The 19069-nt window shown below is 53.7% G+C and carries 13 protein-coding genes, 3 tRNA genes and 3 rRNA genes; 3 read left to right on the plus strand and 16 right to left on the minus strand.

The window, feature by feature from the left end; all coding sequences use genetic code 11:
- Positions 1–48: 48 nt before the first annotated feature.
- Positions 49–1524, minus strand: coding sequence for a ketol-acid reductoisomerase (gene ilvC / locus WM46_RS19310; protein ID WP_102603064.1), 1476 nt, complete (start codon positions 1522–1524; stop codon positions 49–51).
- Positions 1525–1680: 156 nt separating this feature from the next.
- Here ilvC and ilvY point away from each other — a divergent pair, with 156 nt between their 5' ends.
- Entirely contained in the window at positions 1681–2589 is a 909-nt protein-coding gene (gene ilvY / locus WM46_RS19315; protein WP_042326059.1) for an HTH-type transcriptional activator IlvY, read from the plus strand.
- Between the two features lie 3 nt (positions 2590–2592).
- Here ilvY and WM46_RS19320 read toward each other — a convergent pair whose 3' ends face one another.
- The 8 genes from WM46_RS19320 to ilvL form a co-directional block, all read right to left on the minus strand.
- Positions 2593–3294, minus strand: coding sequence for a DUF2461 domain-containing protein (locus WM46_RS19320; RefSeq protein WP_102603065.1), 702 nt, complete (start codon positions 3292–3294; stop codon positions 2593–2595).
- Positions 3295–3360: 66 nt separating this feature from the next.
- Positions 3361–4905, minus strand: a complete 1545-nt coding sequence (gene ilvA / locus WM46_RS19325) for a threonine ammonia-lyase, biosynthetic (protein WP_043001785.1) — start codon at positions 4903–4905, stop codon at positions 3361–3363.
- Positions 4906–4907: 2 nt separating this feature from the next.
- Positions 4908–6758, minus strand: coding sequence for a dihydroxy-acid dehydratase (gene ilvD / locus WM46_RS19330; protein WP_061075794.1), 1851 nt, complete (start codon positions 6756–6758; stop codon positions 4908–4910).
- 161 nt (positions 6759–6919) lie between these two features.
- The gene (gene ilvE, locus WM46_RS19335; RefSeq protein WP_061075795.1) at positions 6920–7849 is read right to left on the minus strand and encodes a branched-chain-amino-acid transaminase; all 930 of its coding nucleotides are present in this window, start codon (positions 7847–7849) and stop codon (positions 6920–6922) included.
- 18 nt (positions 7850–7867) lie between these two features.
- Positions 7868–8131: an acetolactate synthase 2 small subunit gene (gene ilvM, locus WM46_RS19340; protein ID WP_042326055.1), complete on the minus strand. Its 264-nt coding sequence runs from the start codon at positions 8129–8131 to the stop codon at positions 7868–7870.
- Positions 8128–9774 (minus strand): acetolactate synthase 2 catalytic subunit, encoded by a 1647-nt coding sequence (ilvG, locus tag WM46_RS19345; protein WP_102603066.1) that lies wholly within the window; start codon positions 9772–9774, stop codon positions 8128–8130. The genes ilvM and ilvG overlap by 4 nt, the downstream gene beginning before the upstream one ends.
- Positions 9775–9776: 2 nt before the next feature.
- Positions 9777–9827 (minus strand): peptide IlvX, encoded by a 51-nt coding sequence (gene ilvX / locus WM46_RS26520; RefSeq protein WP_193388322.1) that lies wholly within the window; start codon positions 9825–9827, stop codon positions 9777–9779.
- A gap of 86 nt (positions 9828–9913) precedes the next feature.
- Positions 9914–10012 carry an ilv operon leader peptide gene (ilvL, locus tag WM46_RS19350; RefSeq protein ID WP_001311244.1) on the minus strand — a complete coding sequence of 33 codons (99 nt, stop codon included), beginning with the start codon at positions 10010–10012 and terminating at the stop codon, positions 9914–9916.
- Between the two features lie 353 nt (positions 10013–10365).
- Here ilvL and WM46_RS19360 point away from each other — a divergent pair, with 353 nt between their 5' ends.
- Positions 10366–11886 (plus strand): YifB family Mg chelatase-like AAA ATPase, encoded by a 1521-nt coding sequence (locus WM46_RS19360; RefSeq protein ID WP_102603067.1) that lies wholly within the window; start codon positions 10366–10368, stop codon positions 11884–11886.
- A gap of 25 nt (positions 11887–11911) precedes the next feature.
- Here WM46_RS19360 and maoP read toward each other — a convergent pair whose 3' ends face one another.
- A complete protein-coding gene (maoP, locus tag WM46_RS19365; protein WP_042326051.1) occupies positions 11912–12250 on the minus strand; it encodes a macrodomain Ori organization protein MaoP in 339 nt (112 codons plus the stop codon).
- Between the two features lie 119 nt (positions 12251–12369).
- Between maoP and hdfR the strand changes: the two genes are divergently transcribed.
- A complete protein-coding gene (hdfR, locus tag WM46_RS19370) occupies positions 12370–13203 on the plus strand; it encodes an HTH-type transcriptional regulator HdfR (RefSeq protein ID WP_102603068.1) in 834 nt (277 codons plus the stop codon).
- Positions 13204–13307: 104 nt separating this feature from the next.
- Here hdfR and WM46_RS19375 read toward each other — a convergent pair.
- The 6 genes from WM46_RS19375 to WM46_RS19400 all read right to left on the minus strand — a co-directional run bounded on the left by WM46_RS19375 (position 13308) and on the right by WM46_RS19400 (position 18638).
- Positions 13308–13383: transfer RNA gene (locus WM46_RS19375), tRNA-Trp, on the minus strand.
- Between the two features lie 8 nt (positions 13384–13391).
- A tRNA-Asp gene (locus tag WM46_RS19380) sits at positions 13392–13468 on the minus strand.
- A 54-nt stretch (positions 13469–13522) separates the two neighbouring features.
- A 5S ribosomal RNA gene (rrf, locus tag WM46_RS19385) occupies positions 13523–13638 on the minus strand.
- A gap of 198 nt (positions 13639–13836) precedes the next feature.
- Positions 13837–16741, minus strand: a 23S ribosomal RNA gene (locus tag WM46_RS19390).
- Positions 16742–16935: 194 nt separating this feature from the next.
- Positions 16936–17011 (minus strand) — tRNA-Glu (locus tag WM46_RS19395).
- A gap of 85 nt (positions 17012–17096) precedes the next feature.
- Positions 17097–18638, minus strand: a 16S ribosomal RNA gene (locus tag WM46_RS19400).
- The 16S, 23S and 5S rRNA genes sit together here with 3 tRNA genes alongside, the layout of an rRNA operon.
- Positions 18639–19069: the final 431 nt, after the last annotated feature.

Raw genomic sequence — 19069 nt, forward strand, 5'->3', positions numbered from 1 at the left:
CGTGTTTTTGTAGGTCGGGTAAGGCGTAGCCGCACCCGACATCAACAATTAACCCGCGACAGCAATGCGCTTCATATCGGTCATATAGCCACGCAGTTTCTGGCCGACTTTCTCGATAGCATGGCTGCGAATCGCGTCGTTTACATCACGCAGTTGAGCGTTATCCACTGCGCCTTCAGCAATCTCTTTACCCAGGTCGCCGGTCTGCAGCGTCGTCATAAACTCTTTCAGCAGCGGTACGCAAGCGTAAGAGAACAGGTAGTTACCGTATTCTGCAGTATCAGAAATAACCACGTTCATTTCGTACAGACGCTTACGCGCGATGGTGTTGGCGATCAGCGGCAGCTCGTGCAGTGACTCGTAGTACGCGGACTCTTCGATGATGCCAGAATCCACCATCGTTTCGAACGCCAGCTCAACGCCTGCTTTCACCATGGCGATCATCAGCACGCCTTTATCGAAGTACTCCTGCTCGCCGATCTTACCGTCAAACTGCGGTGCGGTTTCAAACGCGGTTTTACCGGTCTCTTCACGCCAGGTCAGCAGTTTCTTATCGTCGTTGGCCCAGTCAGCCATCATGCCGGAAGAGAACTCACCGGAGATGATGTCATCCATGTGTTTCTGGAACAGCGGCGCCATAATCTCTTTCAGCTGTTCGGACAGTGCGTAAGCGCGCAGTTTCGCCGGGTTAGACAGACGGTCCATCATCAGCGTGATACCGCCCTGCTTCAGCGCTTCAGTAATGGTTTCCCAGCCGAACTGAATCAGTTTCTCGGCATACGCCGGATCGGTACCTTCTTCCACCAGTTTATCGAAGCACAGCAGAGAACCGGCCTGCAGCATGCCGCAGAGAATGGTCTGCTCGCCCATCAGGTCAGATTTCACTTCCGCCACGAAAGAAGATTCCAGCACGCCCGCACGGTGACCGCCGGTCGCAGCAGCCCAGGCTTTAGCAATCGCCATGCCTTCGCCTTTCGGATCGTTTTCCGGGTGAACCGCGATCAGCGTCGGCACACCGAAACCACGTTTGTACTCTTCACGTACTTCGGTACCCGGACACTTCGGCGCCACCATCACCACGGTGATGTCTTTACGGATCTGCTCGCCCACTTCAACGATGTTGAAACCATGAGAGTAACCCAGCGCCGCGCCGTCTTTCATCAGCGGTTGTACGGAACGCACCACGTCGGAGTGCTGTTTGTCTGGCGTCAGGTTAACCACCAGGTCCGCCTGTGGGATCAGTTCTTCATACGTGCCGACTTTGAAGCCGTTTTCAGTCGCTTTACGCCAGGATGCGCGCTTCTCAGCAATCGCCTCTTTACGCAGCGCGTAGGAGATATCCAGACCGGAATCACGCATGTTCAGGCCCTGGTTCAGACCCTGAGCGCCACAGCCGACGATGACCACTTTTTTACCCTGAAGGTAGCTCGCGCCATCGGCGAACTCATCGCGGCCCATAAAGCGACATTTACCCAGCTGTGCCAGCTGCTGGCGCAGGTTCAGTGTATTAAAGTAGTTAGCCATAGTGGTGTACTCCGTGATGTTGTGTTGTGGTGCTTATTATTCGGTTCGCTTTTGCGAGAATGAATCCACTATATGACAGGAAATTTATTGCGGAAATTGATATATTCACAACGTCACGTTGCAATAACTGCAACGTAAAAATGAAGAGGTTCGCCGGTGGATTTACGCGATCTGAAAATGTTCCTGCATCTGGCGGAAAGCCGCCACTTTGGTCGCAGCGCGCGGGCGATGCATGTCAGCCCTTCCACACTGTCACGACAGATCCAGCGCCTTGAAGAAGACCTCGGCCAACCGTTGTTTGTCCGCGATAATCGCACGGTTACGCTGACCGAAGCCGGCGAAGAGCTACGAACGTTTGCCCAACAGACGCTGTTGCAGTATCAGCAATTGCGCCACACTCTCGATCAGCAAGGTCCATCGCTGTCGGGGGAACTGCATATTTTCTGCTCGGTGACCGCCGCCTATAGCCATCTGCCGCCCATCCTCGATCGCTTTCGCGCTGAACATCCCTCAGTAGAAATTAAACTCACCACCGGCGACGCCGCCGATGCCATGGAAAAAGTGGTAACCGGCGAAGCGGATCTGGCGATTGCCGGAAAGCCGGAGACGCTGCCCGGTGCGGTGGCGTTTTCAATGCTGGAGAATCTGGCGGTGGTACTCATTGCCCCGGCGCTGCCCTGCCCGGTACGCAATCAGGTTTCGGTAGAGAAACCCGACTGGTCTACGGTGCCATTCATCATGGCCGATCAGGGACCCGTGCGCCGTCGCATTGAACTGTGGTTCCGTCGCCATAAAATCAGCAATCCGCAGATTTACGCCACCGTGGGCGGGCATGAAGCGATGGTGTCGATGGTCGCGCTCGGCTGTGGCGTGGCGCTACTGCCCGAAGTGGTGCTGGAAAACAGCCCCGAACCGGTGCGCAATCGCGTGATGATTTTAGAACGCAGCGACGAGAAAACCCCGTTCGAACTGGGCGTCTGTGCGCCGAAAAAGCGGCTGCATGAGCCGCTCATTGATGCGTTCTGGAAAATAGTCCTCGAAAGGAAAATCGACGAAGGACGGTAACGGTTACAGATCCGCCGGGTCAATTTGCTTCAGCGTTTCCACCTGCATGAGCCACTGGTACAACGGTTCCAGCTGGCGGAAACCGTCGGCCAGCAACGTCACCAGATCGGCATGGAAGAGTTTTTCCACGTCGGTATCCGTTGCCATTGCGGCAAAAGATTTACGGTGATACCAGTCGGAAATCGTCGGTTCAAGATCTTTCACCAGCAGCCGCTTATAGCGCTCTCCCACCAGCTCAAACGGCGCCCGACAACAGTTAGCCACTTCCAGAAACTGCGTAGGTCGCTGTTTTAACGTATGGCGAAACAGATCCATCGTCGGCTTACTGGCGCTGTAGTAACCCAGTCCATAGCGCAATGTATCGGGGCTGATCTCAAAAAAATACGCGGGCGCATCGGTCCAGTTTTTGGCTGAACGTTTGAAGGTCAGCCACATCCGGCTACGGTAAAGCGATTTGTCATGGGAAAAGCGGGTATCGCGATGAATGCGAGATAGCGTTTTGCCGATGGCGGAACGTGTCTCAAGCTGAGGATCGATCTCCAGCATCACCGGCGCTAAGTCATCCACCAGCGCCCGGAACGGCGTGAGTATGCTGCGATCGTAAATAAAACGGTGCTCCTCGAACCACGTTTTATCATTTTCAATTTTTACCTGCTGAAGAAACGTCAGCCCTTCCTGCGCAAAGCCCTGAAAGCGTCCAGCCATCTGCTTGCCTCTAAAATAATTGCCGGACGGCGCAAAGCCCTGCGCCATCCGGTCATACCAACACGCTTACCCCGCGAGGAAAAAGCGAAATGCCGGGTTATGCGTTTCGTCGTGACACTCATAGCCCAGTTCTTGCAGTCGCGTTTCGAAATCGGGTTCGTGATCGCCCAGTTCAAACGCGGCCAGGACGCGACCATAGTCCGTGCCGTGGCTGCGGTAATGGAACAACGAGATATTCCAGTGGGTCCCCAGCGTATGCAAGAACTTGAGCAGCGCGCCGGGTGATTCCGGAAACTCGAAACTGAATAAACGTTCCTGTAGCGGTTTCGACGGACGTCCACCTACCATGTAGCGCACGTGCAGCTTCGCCATTTCGTCGTCAGAGAGATCGACCACGCTGTAGCCACCGTCGCGCAACAGATTCAGGATCTCGGTGCGTTCTTCCATCCCCCTGCTCAGCCGAACACCGACGAAAATGCAGGCGTTCTTATCATCGGCAAAGCGATAGTTAAATTCAGTGACCGAGCGACCGCCCAGCAGCTGGCAAAACTTCAGGAAGCTGCCTTTTTCTTCCGGAATGGTCACGGCCAGCAGCGCCTCACGCTGTTCGCCCAGCTCGCAACGCTCGGAAACGTAGCGCAGACCGTGGAAATTGACGTTAGCGCCGGAAAGGATATGCGCCAGACGTTCGCCGCGGATGTTGTGCTGAGCGACGTACTTTTTCATTCCCGCCAGCGCCAGCGCGCCGGAAGGTTCTGCCACTGCGCGCACATCCTCGAACAAGTCTTTCATCGCCGCACATATTGCATCGCTATCCACAGTGATAATGTCGTCGAGATATTCCTGGCACAGACGGAAGGTTTCATCGCCAATGCGCTTCACCGCCACGCCTTCGGCAAATAGCCCAACGCGCGGGAGATCGACCGGATGACCCGCATCCAGCGCCGCTTTCAGACAGGCGGAGTCTTCTGCTTCCACCGCAATCACTTTGATTTGCGGCATCAGCTGTTTGATCAGTACCGCAACGCCCGCCGCCAGACCGCCGCCGCCGACCGGCACAAACACACGATCGAGATGAGCATCTTGCTGAAGTAATTCCAGCGCCAGCGTCCCCTGACCGGCAATCACCATCGGATGATCGAATGGCGGAACCCAGGTAAAACCCTGCTGCTGCGACAGTTCAATCGCTTTCGCTTTCGCTTCATCAAAGTTTGCGCCATGCAGCAGTACTTCGCCGCCGAAGCCACGAACGGCATCGACTTTGATATCCGCCGTCGCAACAGGCATCACGATCAGCGCCTTCACGCCCAGACGAGCGGAGGAAAACGCCACGCCCTGGGCATGGTTGCCCGCAGAAGCGGTGATGACCCCGTGAGCTTTTTGCGCCTCGGTCAGCCCTGCCATCATCGCGTAAGCGCCACGAAGCTTGAAGCTGTGCACCGGCTGCCGGTCTTCGCGTTTCACCAGAATCACGTTATCCAGGCGCGATGAGAGCTTTTCCATTTTTTGTAGCGGCGTCACCTGCGCCGCCTCGTATACCGGCGCGCGGAGTACCGCACGCAGATATTCTGCCCCTTCCGGGGCCGCTGACAGAGGTTGTGATTCGGCCATCATCAGCCTCCCAGTTTCGATTTATCGCGGACCGCGCCTTTATCGGCGCTGGTCGCCAGACTGGCATAGGCGCGCAGCGCAAACGACACCTGACGCTGACGATCTTTCGGGGTCCAGGCTTTGTCGCCGCGTGCTTCCTGTGCTTCACGACGCGCAGCAATTTCCGCATCGCTCAGTTGCAGCTGAATGCCACGGTTCGGAATATCGATAGCAATCATGTCACCGTCTTCAATGATCGCGATATTACCGCCGCTGGCCGCTTCCGGTGAAACGTGACCAATGGAGAGGCCAGAAGTGCCGCCAGAGAAACGACCGTCGGTAACCAGCGCGCACGCTTTGCCGAGGCCCATCGATTTGAGGAAGGTGGTCGGGTAGAGCATTTCCTGCATCCCCGGTCCGCCTTTCGGCCCTTCGTAGCGGATCACAACCACATCGCCTGCTACCACTTTGCCGCCGAGAATAGCGTCAACCGCCTCATCCTGGCTTTCATACACTTTGGCCGGGCCAGTGAATTTCAGAATGCTGTCGTCCACGCCGGCGGTTTTGACGATGCAGCCATTCTCCGCGAAGTTACCGTAAAGTACCGCCAGACCGCCATCTTTGCTGTAGGCATGTTCCAGCGAACGGATACAACCTTCAGCGCGATCGTCATCCAGCGAGTCCCAGCGGCAATCCTGCGAGAACGCTTCTGTGGTACGAATACCCGCAGGGCCTGCGCGGAACATCTGCTTCACGGCGTCATCTTGCGTCACCGTGATGTCATACTGCTCAAGGGTTTGCGGCAGCGTCAGCCCCAACACGTTCTTCACGTCCCGGTTCAACAGGCTCGCGCGATCCAGCTCGCCCAGAATCCCCAGTACCCCGCCCGCTCGGTGGACATCTTCCATGTGGTATTTCTGCGTACTCGGCGCCACTTTGCACAGCTGTGGCACTTTACGGGAAAGCTTGTCGATATCACTCATCGTGAAGTCGATCTCCGCTTCCTGCGCCGCCGCCAGTAAGTGCAGAACGGTATTGGTGGAACCGCCCATCGCGATATCCAGCGTCATGGCGTTTTCAAACGCCGCCTTGCTGGCAATGTTGCGCGGCAGCGCGGAGGCGTCATCCTGCTCGTAATAACGTTTAGTCAGCTCAACAATGCGTTTACCGGCATTGAGGAACAACTGTTTACGGTCGGCGTGGGTCGCCAGCAGAGAACCGTTACCCGGCTGCGACAGGCCCAATGCTTCGGTCAGGCAGTTCATCGAGTTTGCGGTAAACATCCCGGAACAGGAACCGCAGGTCGGACAGGCGGAACGTTCAACCTGATTACTCTGATCGTCAGACACTTTCGGGTCTGCACCCTGAATCATGGCATCAACCAGATCGAGCTTGATGATTTTGTCAGACAGCTTAGTTTTCCCGGCCTCCATCGGACCGCCGGAAACGAAGATCACCGGAATGTTCAGGCGCAGGGAGGCCATCAGCATCCCCGGGGTGATTTTGTCGCAGTTGGAGATACAGACCATCGCATCGGCGCAATGGGCATTCACCATGTACTCCACCGAATCGGCGATCAGCTCGCGCGACGGCAGTGAATAAAGCATGCCCCCGTGGCCCATGGCGATACCATCATCCACGGCAATGGTATTGAACTCTTTAGCCACGCCGCCGGACGCTTCAATCTGCTCAGCGACCAGTTTACCGAGATCGCGCAGGTGCACGTGCCCTGGCACAAACTGGGTGAATGAGTTCACGACGGCAATGATCGGTTTGCCAAAATCGGCATCCGTCATTCCGGTTGCGCGCCACAGCGCGCGGGCTCCTGCCATATTGCGGCCATGAGTGGTGGTGGCGGAACGGTACTTAGGCATGCGTTATTTACTCCTGGTGTCTGTTTTCCCTTCATACTTCACGCCACAGGTGCGTTGGCTGCCTCACTCATCCCTGTCACTTACAACGGTAAGCTCCAGGGAATTCGCTGTGTTGCCGCCTTCCTGTGACGCGAATTATTTTGGGAAAAATAATTTTTTTGTTATGAATTTACCTGATCCAACCAGCCCCATTTGTCCTCGGTTTCACCGGTAAACAGGCCGAAGAACGCTTGCTGGATGCGTTTGGTGACCGGACCACAGCGGCCTTCGCCCACCTGGATGCCGTCAACGCTGCGAACCGGGGTGATTTCCGCCGCGGTACCAGACATGAAGACTTCATCCGCCAGATACAGGGATTCGCGGGACAGAACCTGCTCGCGGACTTCAATACCCAGTTCTTTCGCCAGTTTAATGATGGCGTCACGGGTGATCCCCGGCAGCGCGGAAGAGGTAAACGGCGGGGTAAACAGCACACCGTCTTTCACTTCAAACAGGTTTTCACCGGCACCTTCGGAGATATAACCATTCACATCCAGCGCAATACCTTCCTGATAGCCATGACGACGCGCTTCGCTACCGACCAGAAGTGAAGAAAGGTAGTTACCGCCCGCTTTTGCCGCGGTCGGGATAGTGTTAGGTGCGGCACGGTTCCACGAGGAAACCATTGCATCGATCCCCTGTTCCAGCGCTTCAGCGCCCAGGTACGCGCCCCAGGGGAACGCGGCAATGATGACGTCGGTGGAGTATCCCGGAGGCGGGTTCACGCCCATACCCACATCGCCAACAAATACCAGCGGGCGAATATAAGCGCTGGTCAGGTTATTTTTACGGATCACCTCACGGCAGGCTTCCATCAGTTCATCCACGCTCTGAGAGACCGGGAAACGATAAATTTTGGCTGAGTCATGCAGGCGTTGCATATGTTCGCGATGACGGAACACCACCGGGCCTTTGTGCGAGTCATAGCAACGGATGCCTTCAAAGACAGACGTACCGTAGTGCAGCGCGTGGGACATTACGTGAACTTTCGCGTCTTCCCAACGAACCATCTCGCCATTGAACCAAATGTAATCAGCTTTTTTCGTCGTCATTTCTTCTTCCTGTCACGCTTACGCGCGGATTTGTTGTGATGTTGTTGTGCTCTGGCAGATGGCAACATGTGCTACATCCACCAGCTTACTTAACTGACTAAACAGTAAGTCGACCGACCGTGGGCTGGCAACGGTCAATTCGATATTTATATTCTGCGCGTCACGGGCGGCTTCCATATTCATGGCACACACCTGAAAACCACGGTGGCGTACCACACGTAAAACACGTTCCAGCGTTTCCGGGTTAAAGCGAGCCTCTACGGCGACCTGATGTTGCATCATGATAATTTCTCCAGCATTTCAGAGTTGCTGGCGCCAGGCGGCACCAGTGGCCAGACATTCTCAAGTTCGTCGATTGAGACATGAAGCAGGTAAGGCCCGTCGCTGTTCAGCAGGGTATCGAGTGCCGCTTCAACCTGGTCTTTTCGGGTGATGTGTTGGCCAGGGATGCCGAAGGCGCTGGCTAACGTGAGGAAATCGGGGTTATCGGTCAGGGTGGTTTCGCTATATCGTTCCTGGAAAAACAGCTGCTGCCATTGTCGAACCATGCCTAATCGTTGGTTATCCAGTAAAACTATCTTCAACGGTAACTGCTTACGTTTTACGGTGCCCAGCTCCTGAACATTCATCATGAAGGAGCCGTCACCGGAGATACAGATAACAGTGTCGTCCGGTCGCGCAACCTGCGCCCCAACGGCAGCCGGTAAACCAAAACCCATCGTGCCTAAGCCGCTGGAGGTGATGAAATTCTCCGGGCGACTGTACGTCATATGTTGTGCAGACCACATCTGATGCTGACCGACATCCGTCGTTACTACACTGTTTTCAGGCTTACGTTCCGACAGCTGTTTCAACAGCAGCGGCGCGTAGATAGCCTCTCCGGGATGATCGTAACGCCAGGTGTGGTCAGTACGCAGTTCCGCATTACGCTGACGCCATTCATCGATGTCGACCGGCTGTTGCAGTGCAGGCAGCAGCGCATTCAAATCACCCTGCAAGGTGACATGCGCCCGGCGCAGTTTGTTCAGTTCGGCCGGGTCGATATCCATGTGGATCACGCTGGCATGCGGCGCGAAGGTATCCAGTTTACCGGTCACCCGGTCATCAAAACGCGCGCCTACCGCAATCAGCAAATCACACTCCTGCACGGCGAAGTTCGCGGCTTTGGTGCCATGCATGCCAAGCATCCCCAGATAGTAGGGATAATCCGCCTCGACAGCCCCCAGTCCTTTCAGCGTGCAGGTGACTGGCATTTGCGTTACCGCAATAAACTCACGCAGCGCCGGAACCGCCTGCGCCATTCCTACGCCGCCTCCCACATACAGCATCGGTTTTTGCGCCTGGGCCAGCATTTTTCGTGCCTGCTCAACGTCAGCCTGAGGGAAAACAGCCGCGTTTTCGACGGTCGTGAAATACGGCTCCAGCGCTCCGCTGGCTAACTGGATATCTTTCGGGATATCAACCAGAACCGGACCCGGACGACCGGTATTAGCGACCTCAAACGCCTCGGCCATGATGCGTGGCAACTCTTCCAGCGACTGCACCAGGAAACTGTGCTTGGTACAAGCCAGCGACAGCCCCAATACGTCCACTTCCTGAAACGCATCAGTGCCGATGAGCGGCGCAGCAACCTGCCCGGTGATCGCTACAACAGGGACCGAATCTAACAGCGCATCCGCAAGTCCGGTGATCAGGTTGGTTGCCCCCGGACCAGAAGTGGCGATGCAGACGCCCGTTTTACCGGTGGAACGGGCATAGCCAATGGCTGCGATCGCGGCCCCCTGTTCGTGTCGGCACAGGAGGTGTTCCACGCCACCGTCGTACAACGCATCGTAGACCGGCATAATTGCGCCACCGGGATAGCCGAATACTGTCTCGACACCCTGTGCACGCAACGCATGTACCACCCACTGTGCTCCATTCATAGTTAGTTCCCCGTCGTAAATCTTAAGAAACAGAATTTTATGCTGTTATTCATTTTCTGTTCCTCTGTTGTGTTTTTAAGGTCAAAAAAAACCCCCGGACCTTTCGGTGCGGGGGTCTTAGTTCGTTAAGGCTTGATTCTTAAGCCTTTCCTCGTCCAAGTGCAGCCCCGCACGGTGGGATAATAATCACCACCACGCTAATCACGACCAGGCTAATCACTCGTAGAAGGGCTGTCATTTTTGTCGATTCTTGCATCTTGTTCGAAGGAATACCTAAAGAGTTACCATAGATTTCGCCAATAGCACAAGATTTTTTTCTTTTCATTTTTCTGACTCAGCTAACGGATTAATGAAAAATCATTGTTTTTTATACAAAAACAAAGAATTGAAAAAAATTCACTTTCCGGGCGAGAGTAAACCTCTTTTTCAGAAGGCCAGGGAAAGGGGAAACCTGACTGCGAGCCCCCTTCCAGTAAAAGAGAAAGCCCAGGAAAATTGCATTAAAAGTGCGGAATCCGCTGCGAATAAACATTATTTTGCAATGATAATGCAGAAAAGAGTTCAGACATAATAGTGGCATCTGGAGGGGCTATGTCACTGTCAATTGTTCATACACGCGCTGCGCTGGGTATCAATGCACCGGCGATTACTATCGAAGTGCATATCAGCAACGGTTTACCCGGTTTAACACTGGTGGGGTTACCAGAAACGACCGTCAAAGAGGCGCGCGACCGGGTACGCAGCGCAATCATTAATAGCGGATATGACTTTCCCGCAAAGAAAATCACCATCAATCTCGCCCCAGCCGATCTTCCCAAAGAGGGCGGGAGATATGATTTACCTATTGCTGTGGCGCTTCTGGTTGCATCTGAGCAGCTTACAACCCATAAACTCGACCAATATGAGTTAGTGGGTGAATTAGCGCTTACAGGTGCGTTACGCGGCGTTCCCGGCGCCATATCCAGTGCAACCGAAGCGATACGGGCGGGAAGGGGCATTATCGTGGCAAAAGAGAACGAAGAAGAAGTCGGGCTGATTGAGGGTGAAGGATGTCTGGTTGCCGAGCATCTACAAGCCGTCTGTGCCTTCCTGGAAGGAAAACATGACCTTAGCCATCCTGTTGTCAGCAACGAAACTATCAGTGTGTCATCTGACGATCTCAGTGACATTATTGGTCAGGAGCAAGGGAAGCGCAGTCTTGAGATCACCGCCGCGGGTGGGCACAATCTGCTGTTAGTTGGCCCACCGGGTACAGGGAAAACGATGCTTGCCAGCCGTCTTAATGGTCTGTTACCGGCATTAAGTAACGAAGAAGCCCTGGAAAGCGCCGCCATCCTCAGTCTGGTTAATTCAACCAGCGTGCAAAAGTTGTGGAAACAACGACCTTTTCGCTCACCACACCACAGCGCATCCCTGACCGCAATGGTCGGTGGTGGTACCATCCCCGCGCCAGGCGAAATTTCTTTGGCACACAATGGCATACTGTTTCTTGATGAGTTACCTGAGTTTGAACGACGGACATTAGATGCTCTACGTGAACCGATAGAGTCTGGTCAGATCCACCTTTCGCGCACGCGCGCTAAGATCACCTATCCTGCGCGCTTTCAATTGGTGGCGGCAATGAATCCCAGTCCCACAGGTCATTATCAGGGCAACCATAGCCGCAATACGCCTGAACAGACATTACGCTATCTCAGTCGGCTATCGGGCCCCTTTCTGGACCGCTTCGATCTTTCTCTTGAGATCCCTCTCCCGCCGCCAGGCATACTCAGCCAGCCCGGTGTAAAGGGAGAAAGCAGCCTTACGGTTAAACAACGGGTCATTGCTGCACGGGAACGTCAGCATAAACGCCAGGGAAAACTGAATGCGCACCTGCAAAACAGGGAGATACGTGAGCACTGTCCGTTAACGGACGAAGACGCGCAGTGGCTTGAAGAGACACTCATCCATCTTGGATTGTCTATACGGGCCTGGCAGCGGTTATTGAAGGTATCGAGGACTATTGCCGATCTGGCGCAAGCCGAACACATTTCACGGAGACACTTGCAGGAAGCCGTCAGCTACCGGGCGATAGATCGACTGCTTGCTTACCTGCAGAAACAACTGACATAAAAAAAGGGCCTTCGCCCTTTTTTTATTAGTCATCAGACTCTGTGTAGTCCTCAGCACCTTCCATCTGCGGTTTACCGCCGGACAGGGTGTGGAAACGTTTTGGACGCTTGATACGCGTCATATATTTGGACCAGACGCGTTCCGCTTCGGTCACCGGCTCACGTTCACCACGACATACCGCGACAAAGAGCTTCTCTTCTTCGGTAACCGGCTCGCGTTTGCCCAGATCCAGCTCGTTGAAGGCATAACCATGACGTTCAAGCAGTTGCGCCTCTTTGATGGTGAAATCACCATGACGAGAGAATCCGCGTGGATAATATTTGTTGTCGAAATATCGATTAGTCGTCGTAAAGCTTTCCGCCATCCTGCACGCTCCTAATTCTTTTGGCCGAGCTATTTATGGCGCGGAGTATTAGTTACGCTTGACAGAGTGTAAAACAAAACATTTAAATCATAACGACAAATAATTTTGCGGAGAGCACTGTGGATACGGAATTGTTAAAAACTTTCCTGGAAGTTAGCCGAACGCGCCACTTTGGCCGGGCTGCGGAAGCGCTCTACCTGACTCAGTCGGCGGTAAGCTTTCGCATCAGACAGTTGGAAAATCAACTGGGTGTGAATCTTTTTACCCGCCACAGAAATAATATCCGCTTAACGGCGGCCGGCGAGAAGCTTCTGCCCTATGCAGAAACGCTGATGAATACATGGCAGGCAGCACGCAAAGAAGTCGCCCATACATCACGGCATAATGAATTTTCAATCGGCGCCAGCGCCTCTCTGTGGGAGTGCATGCTCAACGGCTGGTTGGGGCGTTTGTATCAGTCACAAGAGCCTCAGAACGGTCTGCAATTCGAAGCCCGTATTGCGCAGCGCCAGTCACTGGTAAAACAGTTGCATGAACGTCAGCTTGATCTGCTTATCACCACAGAAGCCCCCAAAATGGATGAGTTTAGCAGTCAGTTACTGGGGTATTTCACCCTGGCGTTATATTGCACCAGCCCTTCAACGATGAAAGAGGCTCTGAACTATCTGCGCCTGGAGTGGGGACCGGACTTTCAACAGAACGAAGTGGGTTTGATTGCCGCCGATGAAGTCCCGGTACTCACCACCAGTTCTGCTGAACTGGCCAGACAGCAACTTCACGCTCTGAACGGTTGCACCTGGTTACCCACGCGTTGGGCAAAAGAGAAAGGTGGGTTGCATACCGTTGCAGACAGCGCAACGCTTTCACGTCCGTTGTACGCTATTTGGCTGCAAAATAGTGATAAACATGCACTGATCAAAGATCTTCTAAAGATAGATGTGCTGGAAGAGTAAGCAAAAATGAGATTGGCAAGGATGCCAGAAAAGGAAGAGATCGGTATCTGGAGGCGCGTTTTACAGACAAAAAAAATCCTTAGCAGATGCTAAGGATTATTTTCTGGCAGGGGCGGAGAGACTCGAACTCCCAACACCCGGTTTTGGAGACCGGTGCTCTACCAATTGAACTACGCCCCTAATTAGGGTGGCGGAACGGACGGGACTCGAACCCGCGACCCCCTGCGTGACAGGCAGGTATTCTAACCAACTGAACTACCGCTCCACCGAATTTTTCTACAACCACTGATTTTTACATCAGTTTACTGCTTAATTTGATGCCTGGCAGTTCCCTACTCTCGCATGGGGAGACCCCACACTACCATCGGCGCTACGGCGTTTCACTTCTGAGTTCGGCATGGGGTCAGGTGGGACCACCGCGCTACAGCCGCCAGGCAAATTCTTTTGTGCTCAGTACGCAATATTTTATCGCATCAGCTGCGCTGGCTGCATTCGTGAACGTCAGTCACATACTCATGTATGCTCCTTCCGTCACTTCATTTGCCGCCCTGCCGCTGCGCAAACTATTGCGCACTACAATCCGGTATCAAACTGAAAATTCTCTCTATTCCGCCAAAACATCTTCGGCGTTGTAAGGTTAAGCCTCACGGTTCATTAGTACCGGTTAGCTCAACGCATCGCTGCGCTTACACACCCGGCCTATCAACGTCGTCGTCTTCAACGTTCCTTCAGGACCCTTAAAGGGTCAGGGAGAACTCATCTCGGGGCAAGTTTCGTGCTTAGATGCTTTCAGCACTTATCTCTTCCGCATTTAGCTACCGGGCAGTGCCATTGGCATGACAACCCGAACACCAGTGATGCGTCCACTCCGGTCCTCTCGTACTAGGAGCAGCCCCCCTCAATTCTCCAGCGCCCACGGCAGATAGGGACCGAACTGTCTCACGACGTTCTAAACCCAGCTCGCGTACCACTTTAAATGGCGAACAGCCATACCCTTGGGACCTACTTCAGCCCCAGGATGTGATGAGCCGACATCGAGGTGCCAAACACCGCCGTCGATATGAACTCTTGGGCGGTATCAGCCTGTTATCCCCGGAGTACCTTTTATCCGTTGAGCGATGGCCCTTCCATTCAGAACCACCGGATCACTAAGACCTGCTTTCGCACCTGCTCGCGCCGTCACGCTCGCAGTCAAGCTAGCTTATGCCTTTGCACTAACCTCCTGATGTCCGACCAGGATTAGCTAACCTTCGTGCTCCTCCGTTACTCTTTAGGAGGAGACCGCCCCAGTCAAACTACCCACCAGACACTGTCCGCAACCCGGATCACGGGCCTACGTTAGAACACCAGCCATTAAAGGGTGGTATTTCAAGGTTGGCTCCACACGAACTGGCGTCCGCGCTTCAAAGCCTCCCACCTATCCTACACATCAAGGACCAGTGTTCAGTGTCAAGCTATAGTAAAGGTTCACGGGGTCTTTCCGTCTTGCCGCGGGTACACTGCATCTTCACAGCGAGTTCAATTTCACTGAGTCTCGGGTGGAGACAGCCTGGCCATCATTACGCCATTCGTGCAGGTCGGAACTTACCCGACAAGGAATTTCGCTACCTTAGGACCGTTATAGTTACGGCCGCCGTTTACCGGGGCTTCGATCAAGAGCTTCTCCGCGAGGATAACCCCATCAATTAACCTTCCGGCACCGGGCAGGCGTCACACCGTATACGTCCACTTTCGTGTTTGCACAGTGCTGTGTTTTTAATAAACAGTTGCAGCCAGCTGGTATCTTCGACTGATTTCAGCTCCACGAGTAAATCGCTTCACCTACGTATCAGCGTGCCTTCTCCCGAAGTTACGGCACCATTTTGCCTAGTTCCTTCACCCGAGTTCTCTCAAGCGCCTTGGTATTCTCTACCTGACCACCTGTGTCGGTTTGGGGTACGATCTGATGTTACCTGATGCTTAGAGGCTTTTCCTGGAAGCAGGGCATTTGTTGCTTCAGCACCGTAGTGCCTCGTCATCACGCCTCAGTGTTAAAGTGAACCGGATTTACCTGGAACACACACCTACACGCTTAAACCGGGACAACCGTCGCCCGGCCAACATAGCCTTCTCCGTCCCCCTTCGCAGTAACACCTGGTACAGGAATATTAACCTGTTTCCCATCGACTACGCCTTTCGGCCTCGCCTTAGGGGTCGACTCACCCTGCCCCGATTAACGTTGGACAGGAACCCTTGGTCTTCCGGCGAGCGGGCTTTTCACCCGCTTTATCGTTACTTATGTCAGCATTCGCACTTCTGATACCTCCAGCATGCCTCACAGCACACCTTCACAGGCTTACAGAACGCTCCCCTACCCAACAACACTTAGTGTCGCTGCCGCAGCTTCGGTGCATGGTTTAGCCCCGTTACATCTTCCGCGCAGGCCGACTCGACCAGTGAGCTATTACGCTTTCTTTAAATGATGGCTGCTTCTAAGCCAACATCCTGGCTGTCTGAGCCTTCCCACATCGTTTCCCACTTAACCATGACTTTGGGACCTTAGCTGGCGGTCTGGGTTGTTTCCCTCTTCACGACGGACGTTAGCACCCGCCGTGTGTCTCCCGTGATAACATTCTCCGGTATTCGCAGTTTGCATCGGGTTGGTAAGTCGGGATGACCCCCTAGCCGAAACAGTGCTCTACCCCCGGAGATGAATTCACGAGGCGCTACCTAAATAGCTTTCGGGGAGAACCAGCTATCTCCCGGTTTGATTGGCCTTTCACCCCCAGCCACAAGTCATCCGCTAATTTTTCAACATTAGTCGGTTCGGTCCTCCAGTTAGTGTTACCCAACCTTCAACCTGCCCATGGCTAGATCACCGGGTTTCGGGTCTATACCCTGCAACTTAACGCCCAGTTAAGACTCGGTTTCCCTTCGGCTCCCCTATTCGGTTAACCTTGCTACAGAATATAAGTCGCTGACCCATTATACAAAAGGTACGCAGTCACCCCATAAAGAGGCTCCCACTGCTTGTACGTACACGGTTTCAGGTTCTTTTTCACTCCCCTCGCCGGGGTTCTTTTCGCCTTTCCCTCACGGTACTGGTTCACTATCGGTCAGTCAGGAGTATTTAGCCTTGGAGGATGGTCCCCCCATATTCAGACAGGATACCACGTGTCCCGCCCTACTCATCGAGCTCACAACACATGCGGTTTTGTGTACGGGGCTGTCACCCTGTATCGCCGGCCTTTCCAGACCGTTCCACTACCACACATGCTGATTCAGGCTCTGGGCTGCTCCCCGTTCGCTCGCCGCTACTGGGGGAATCTCGGTTGATTTCTTTTCCTCGGGGTACTTAGATGTTTCAGTTCCCCCGGTTCGCCTCGTTAACCTATGTATTCAGTTAACGATAGTGCAACGAATTGCACTGGGTTTCCCCATTCGGACATCGCCGGCTATAGCGGTTCATATCACCTTACCGGCGCTTTTCGCAGATTAGCACGTCCTTCATCGCCTCTGACTGCCAGGGCATCCACCGTGTACGCTTAGTCGCTTAACCTCACAACCCGAAGATGTTTCTTCCGATTCATCATCGTGATTGCGAAAATTTGAGAGACTCGAACACACCAATAAAGATGTGTCGTTTCAATTTTCAGCTTGATCCAGATTTTTAAAGAGCAAATATCTCAAACATGACTCTGAAGTCAGTTTTGAGATATTGAGGCAGGTGACTTTCACTCACAAACCAGCAAGTGGCGTCCCCTAGGGGATTCGAACCCCTGTTACCGCCGTGAAAGGGCGGTGTCCTGGGCCTCTAGACGAAGGGGACACTGAAGTCTCAATCGCAAGACGCCTTGCTATTCACTTTTCATCAGACAATCTGTGTGGGCACTGCAAAGGCAGGTTCTTTAAGGTAAGGAGGTGATCCAACCGCAGGTTCCCCTACGGTTACCTTGTTACGACTTCACCCCAGTCATGAATCACAAAGTGGTAAGCGCCCTCCCGAAGGTTAAGCTACCTACTTCTTTTGCAACCCACTCCCATGGTGTGACGGGCGGTGTGTACAAGGCCCGGGAACGTATTCACCGTGGCATTCTGATCCACGATTACTAGCGATTCCGACTTCATGGAGTCGAGTTGCAGACTCCAATCCGGACTACGACATACTTTATGAGGTCCGCTTGCTCTCGCGAGGTCGCTTCTCTTTGTATATGCCATTGTAGCACGTGTGTAGCCCTGGTCGTAAGGGCCATGATGACTTGACGTCATCCCCACCTTCCTCCAGTTTATCACTGGCAGTCTCCTTTGAGTTCCCGGCCGGACCGCTGGCAACAAAGGATAAGGGTTGCGCTCGTTGCGGGACTTAACCCAACATTTCACAACACGAGCTGACGACAGCCATGCAGCACCTGTCTCACAGTTCCCGAAGGCACCAATCCATCTCTGGAAAGTTCTGTGGATGTCAAGACCAGGTAAGGTTCTTCGCGTTGCATCGAATTAAACCACATGCTCCACCGCTTGTGCGGGCCCCCGTCAATTCATTTGAGTTTTAACCTTGCGGCCGTACTCCCCAGGCGGTCTATTTAACGCGTTAGCTCCGGAAGCCACTCCTCAAGGGAACAACCTCCAAATAGACATCGTTTACGGCGTGGACTACCAGGGTATCTAATCCTGTTTGCTCCCCACGCTTTCGCACCTGAGCGTCAGTCTTCGTCCAGGGGGCCGCCTTCGCCACCGGTATTCCTCCAGATCTCTACGCATTTCACCGCTACACCTGGAATTCTACCCCCCTCTACGAGACTCAAGCCTGCCAGTTTCGAATGCAGTTCCCAGGTTGAGCCCGGGGATTTCACATCCGACTTGACAGACCGCCTGCGTGCGCTTTACGCCCAGTAATTCCGATTAACGCTTGCACCCTCCGTATTACCGCGGCTGCTGGCACGGAGTTAGCCGGTGCTTCTTCTGCGGGTAACGTCAATGGTTAAGGTTATTAACCTTAACCCCTTCCTCCCCGCTGAAAGTACTTTACAACCCGAAGGCCTTCTTCATACACGCGGCATGGCTGCATCAGGCTTGCGCCCATTGTGCAATATTCCCCACTGCTGCCTCCCGTAGGAGTCTGGACCGTGTCTCAGTTCCAGTGTGGCTGGTCATCCTCTCAGACCAGCTAGGGATCGTCGCCTTGGTGAGCCGTTACCTCACCAACAAGCTAATCCCATCTGGGCACATCCGATGGCAAGAGGCCCGAAGGTCCCCCTCTTTGGTCTTGCGACGTTATGCGGTATTAGCTACCGTTTCCAGTAGTTATCCCCCTCCATCGGGCAGTTTCCCAGACATTACTCACCCGTCCGCCACTCGTCAGCGAAGCAGCAAGCTGCTTCCTGTTACCGTTCGACTTGCATGTGTTAGGCCTGCCGCCAGCGTTCAATCTGAGCCATGATCAAACTCTTCAATTTAAGTTTGATGCTCTTAGAATTAAACGTCGTAATGAATTACGTGTTCACTCTTTGAGACTTGGTATTCATTTATTGTCCGAAGACATTAAGAATCCATGTCACTCTGAGTGCCCACACAGATTGTCTGATAAATTGTTAAAGAGCAGTGCCGCTTCGCTTTTTCTCAGCGGCGCGGGGTGTGCATAATACGCTTTCCCGCTTCAGAGTCAAGCATTTATTTCGCTTTTCTCTGTCGGTGTTCATCACTGGTTTTCACCGGAGAACCCTGCTGACCCGGCGGCTTGCGTGCCGTTGTTCCGTGTCAGTGGAGGCGCATTATAGGGAGTTATTTCGGGCTGACAAGGGGAAATTTAAAATAATTTTCCGAGTGTTCCTTTTTTCACCAAAACCGGTATTAACGTGCCATAAAATAAGCGTTTTGCTGTTTTTGC

Origin of the sequence: Citrobacter freundii complex sp. CFNIH2 (assembly GCF_002880615.1) — a bacterium.
In the GTDB taxonomy this organism is placed as follows: domain Bacteria; phylum Pseudomonadota; class Gammaproteobacteria; order Enterobacterales; family Enterobacteriaceae; genus Citrobacter_A; species Citrobacter_A amalonaticus_F.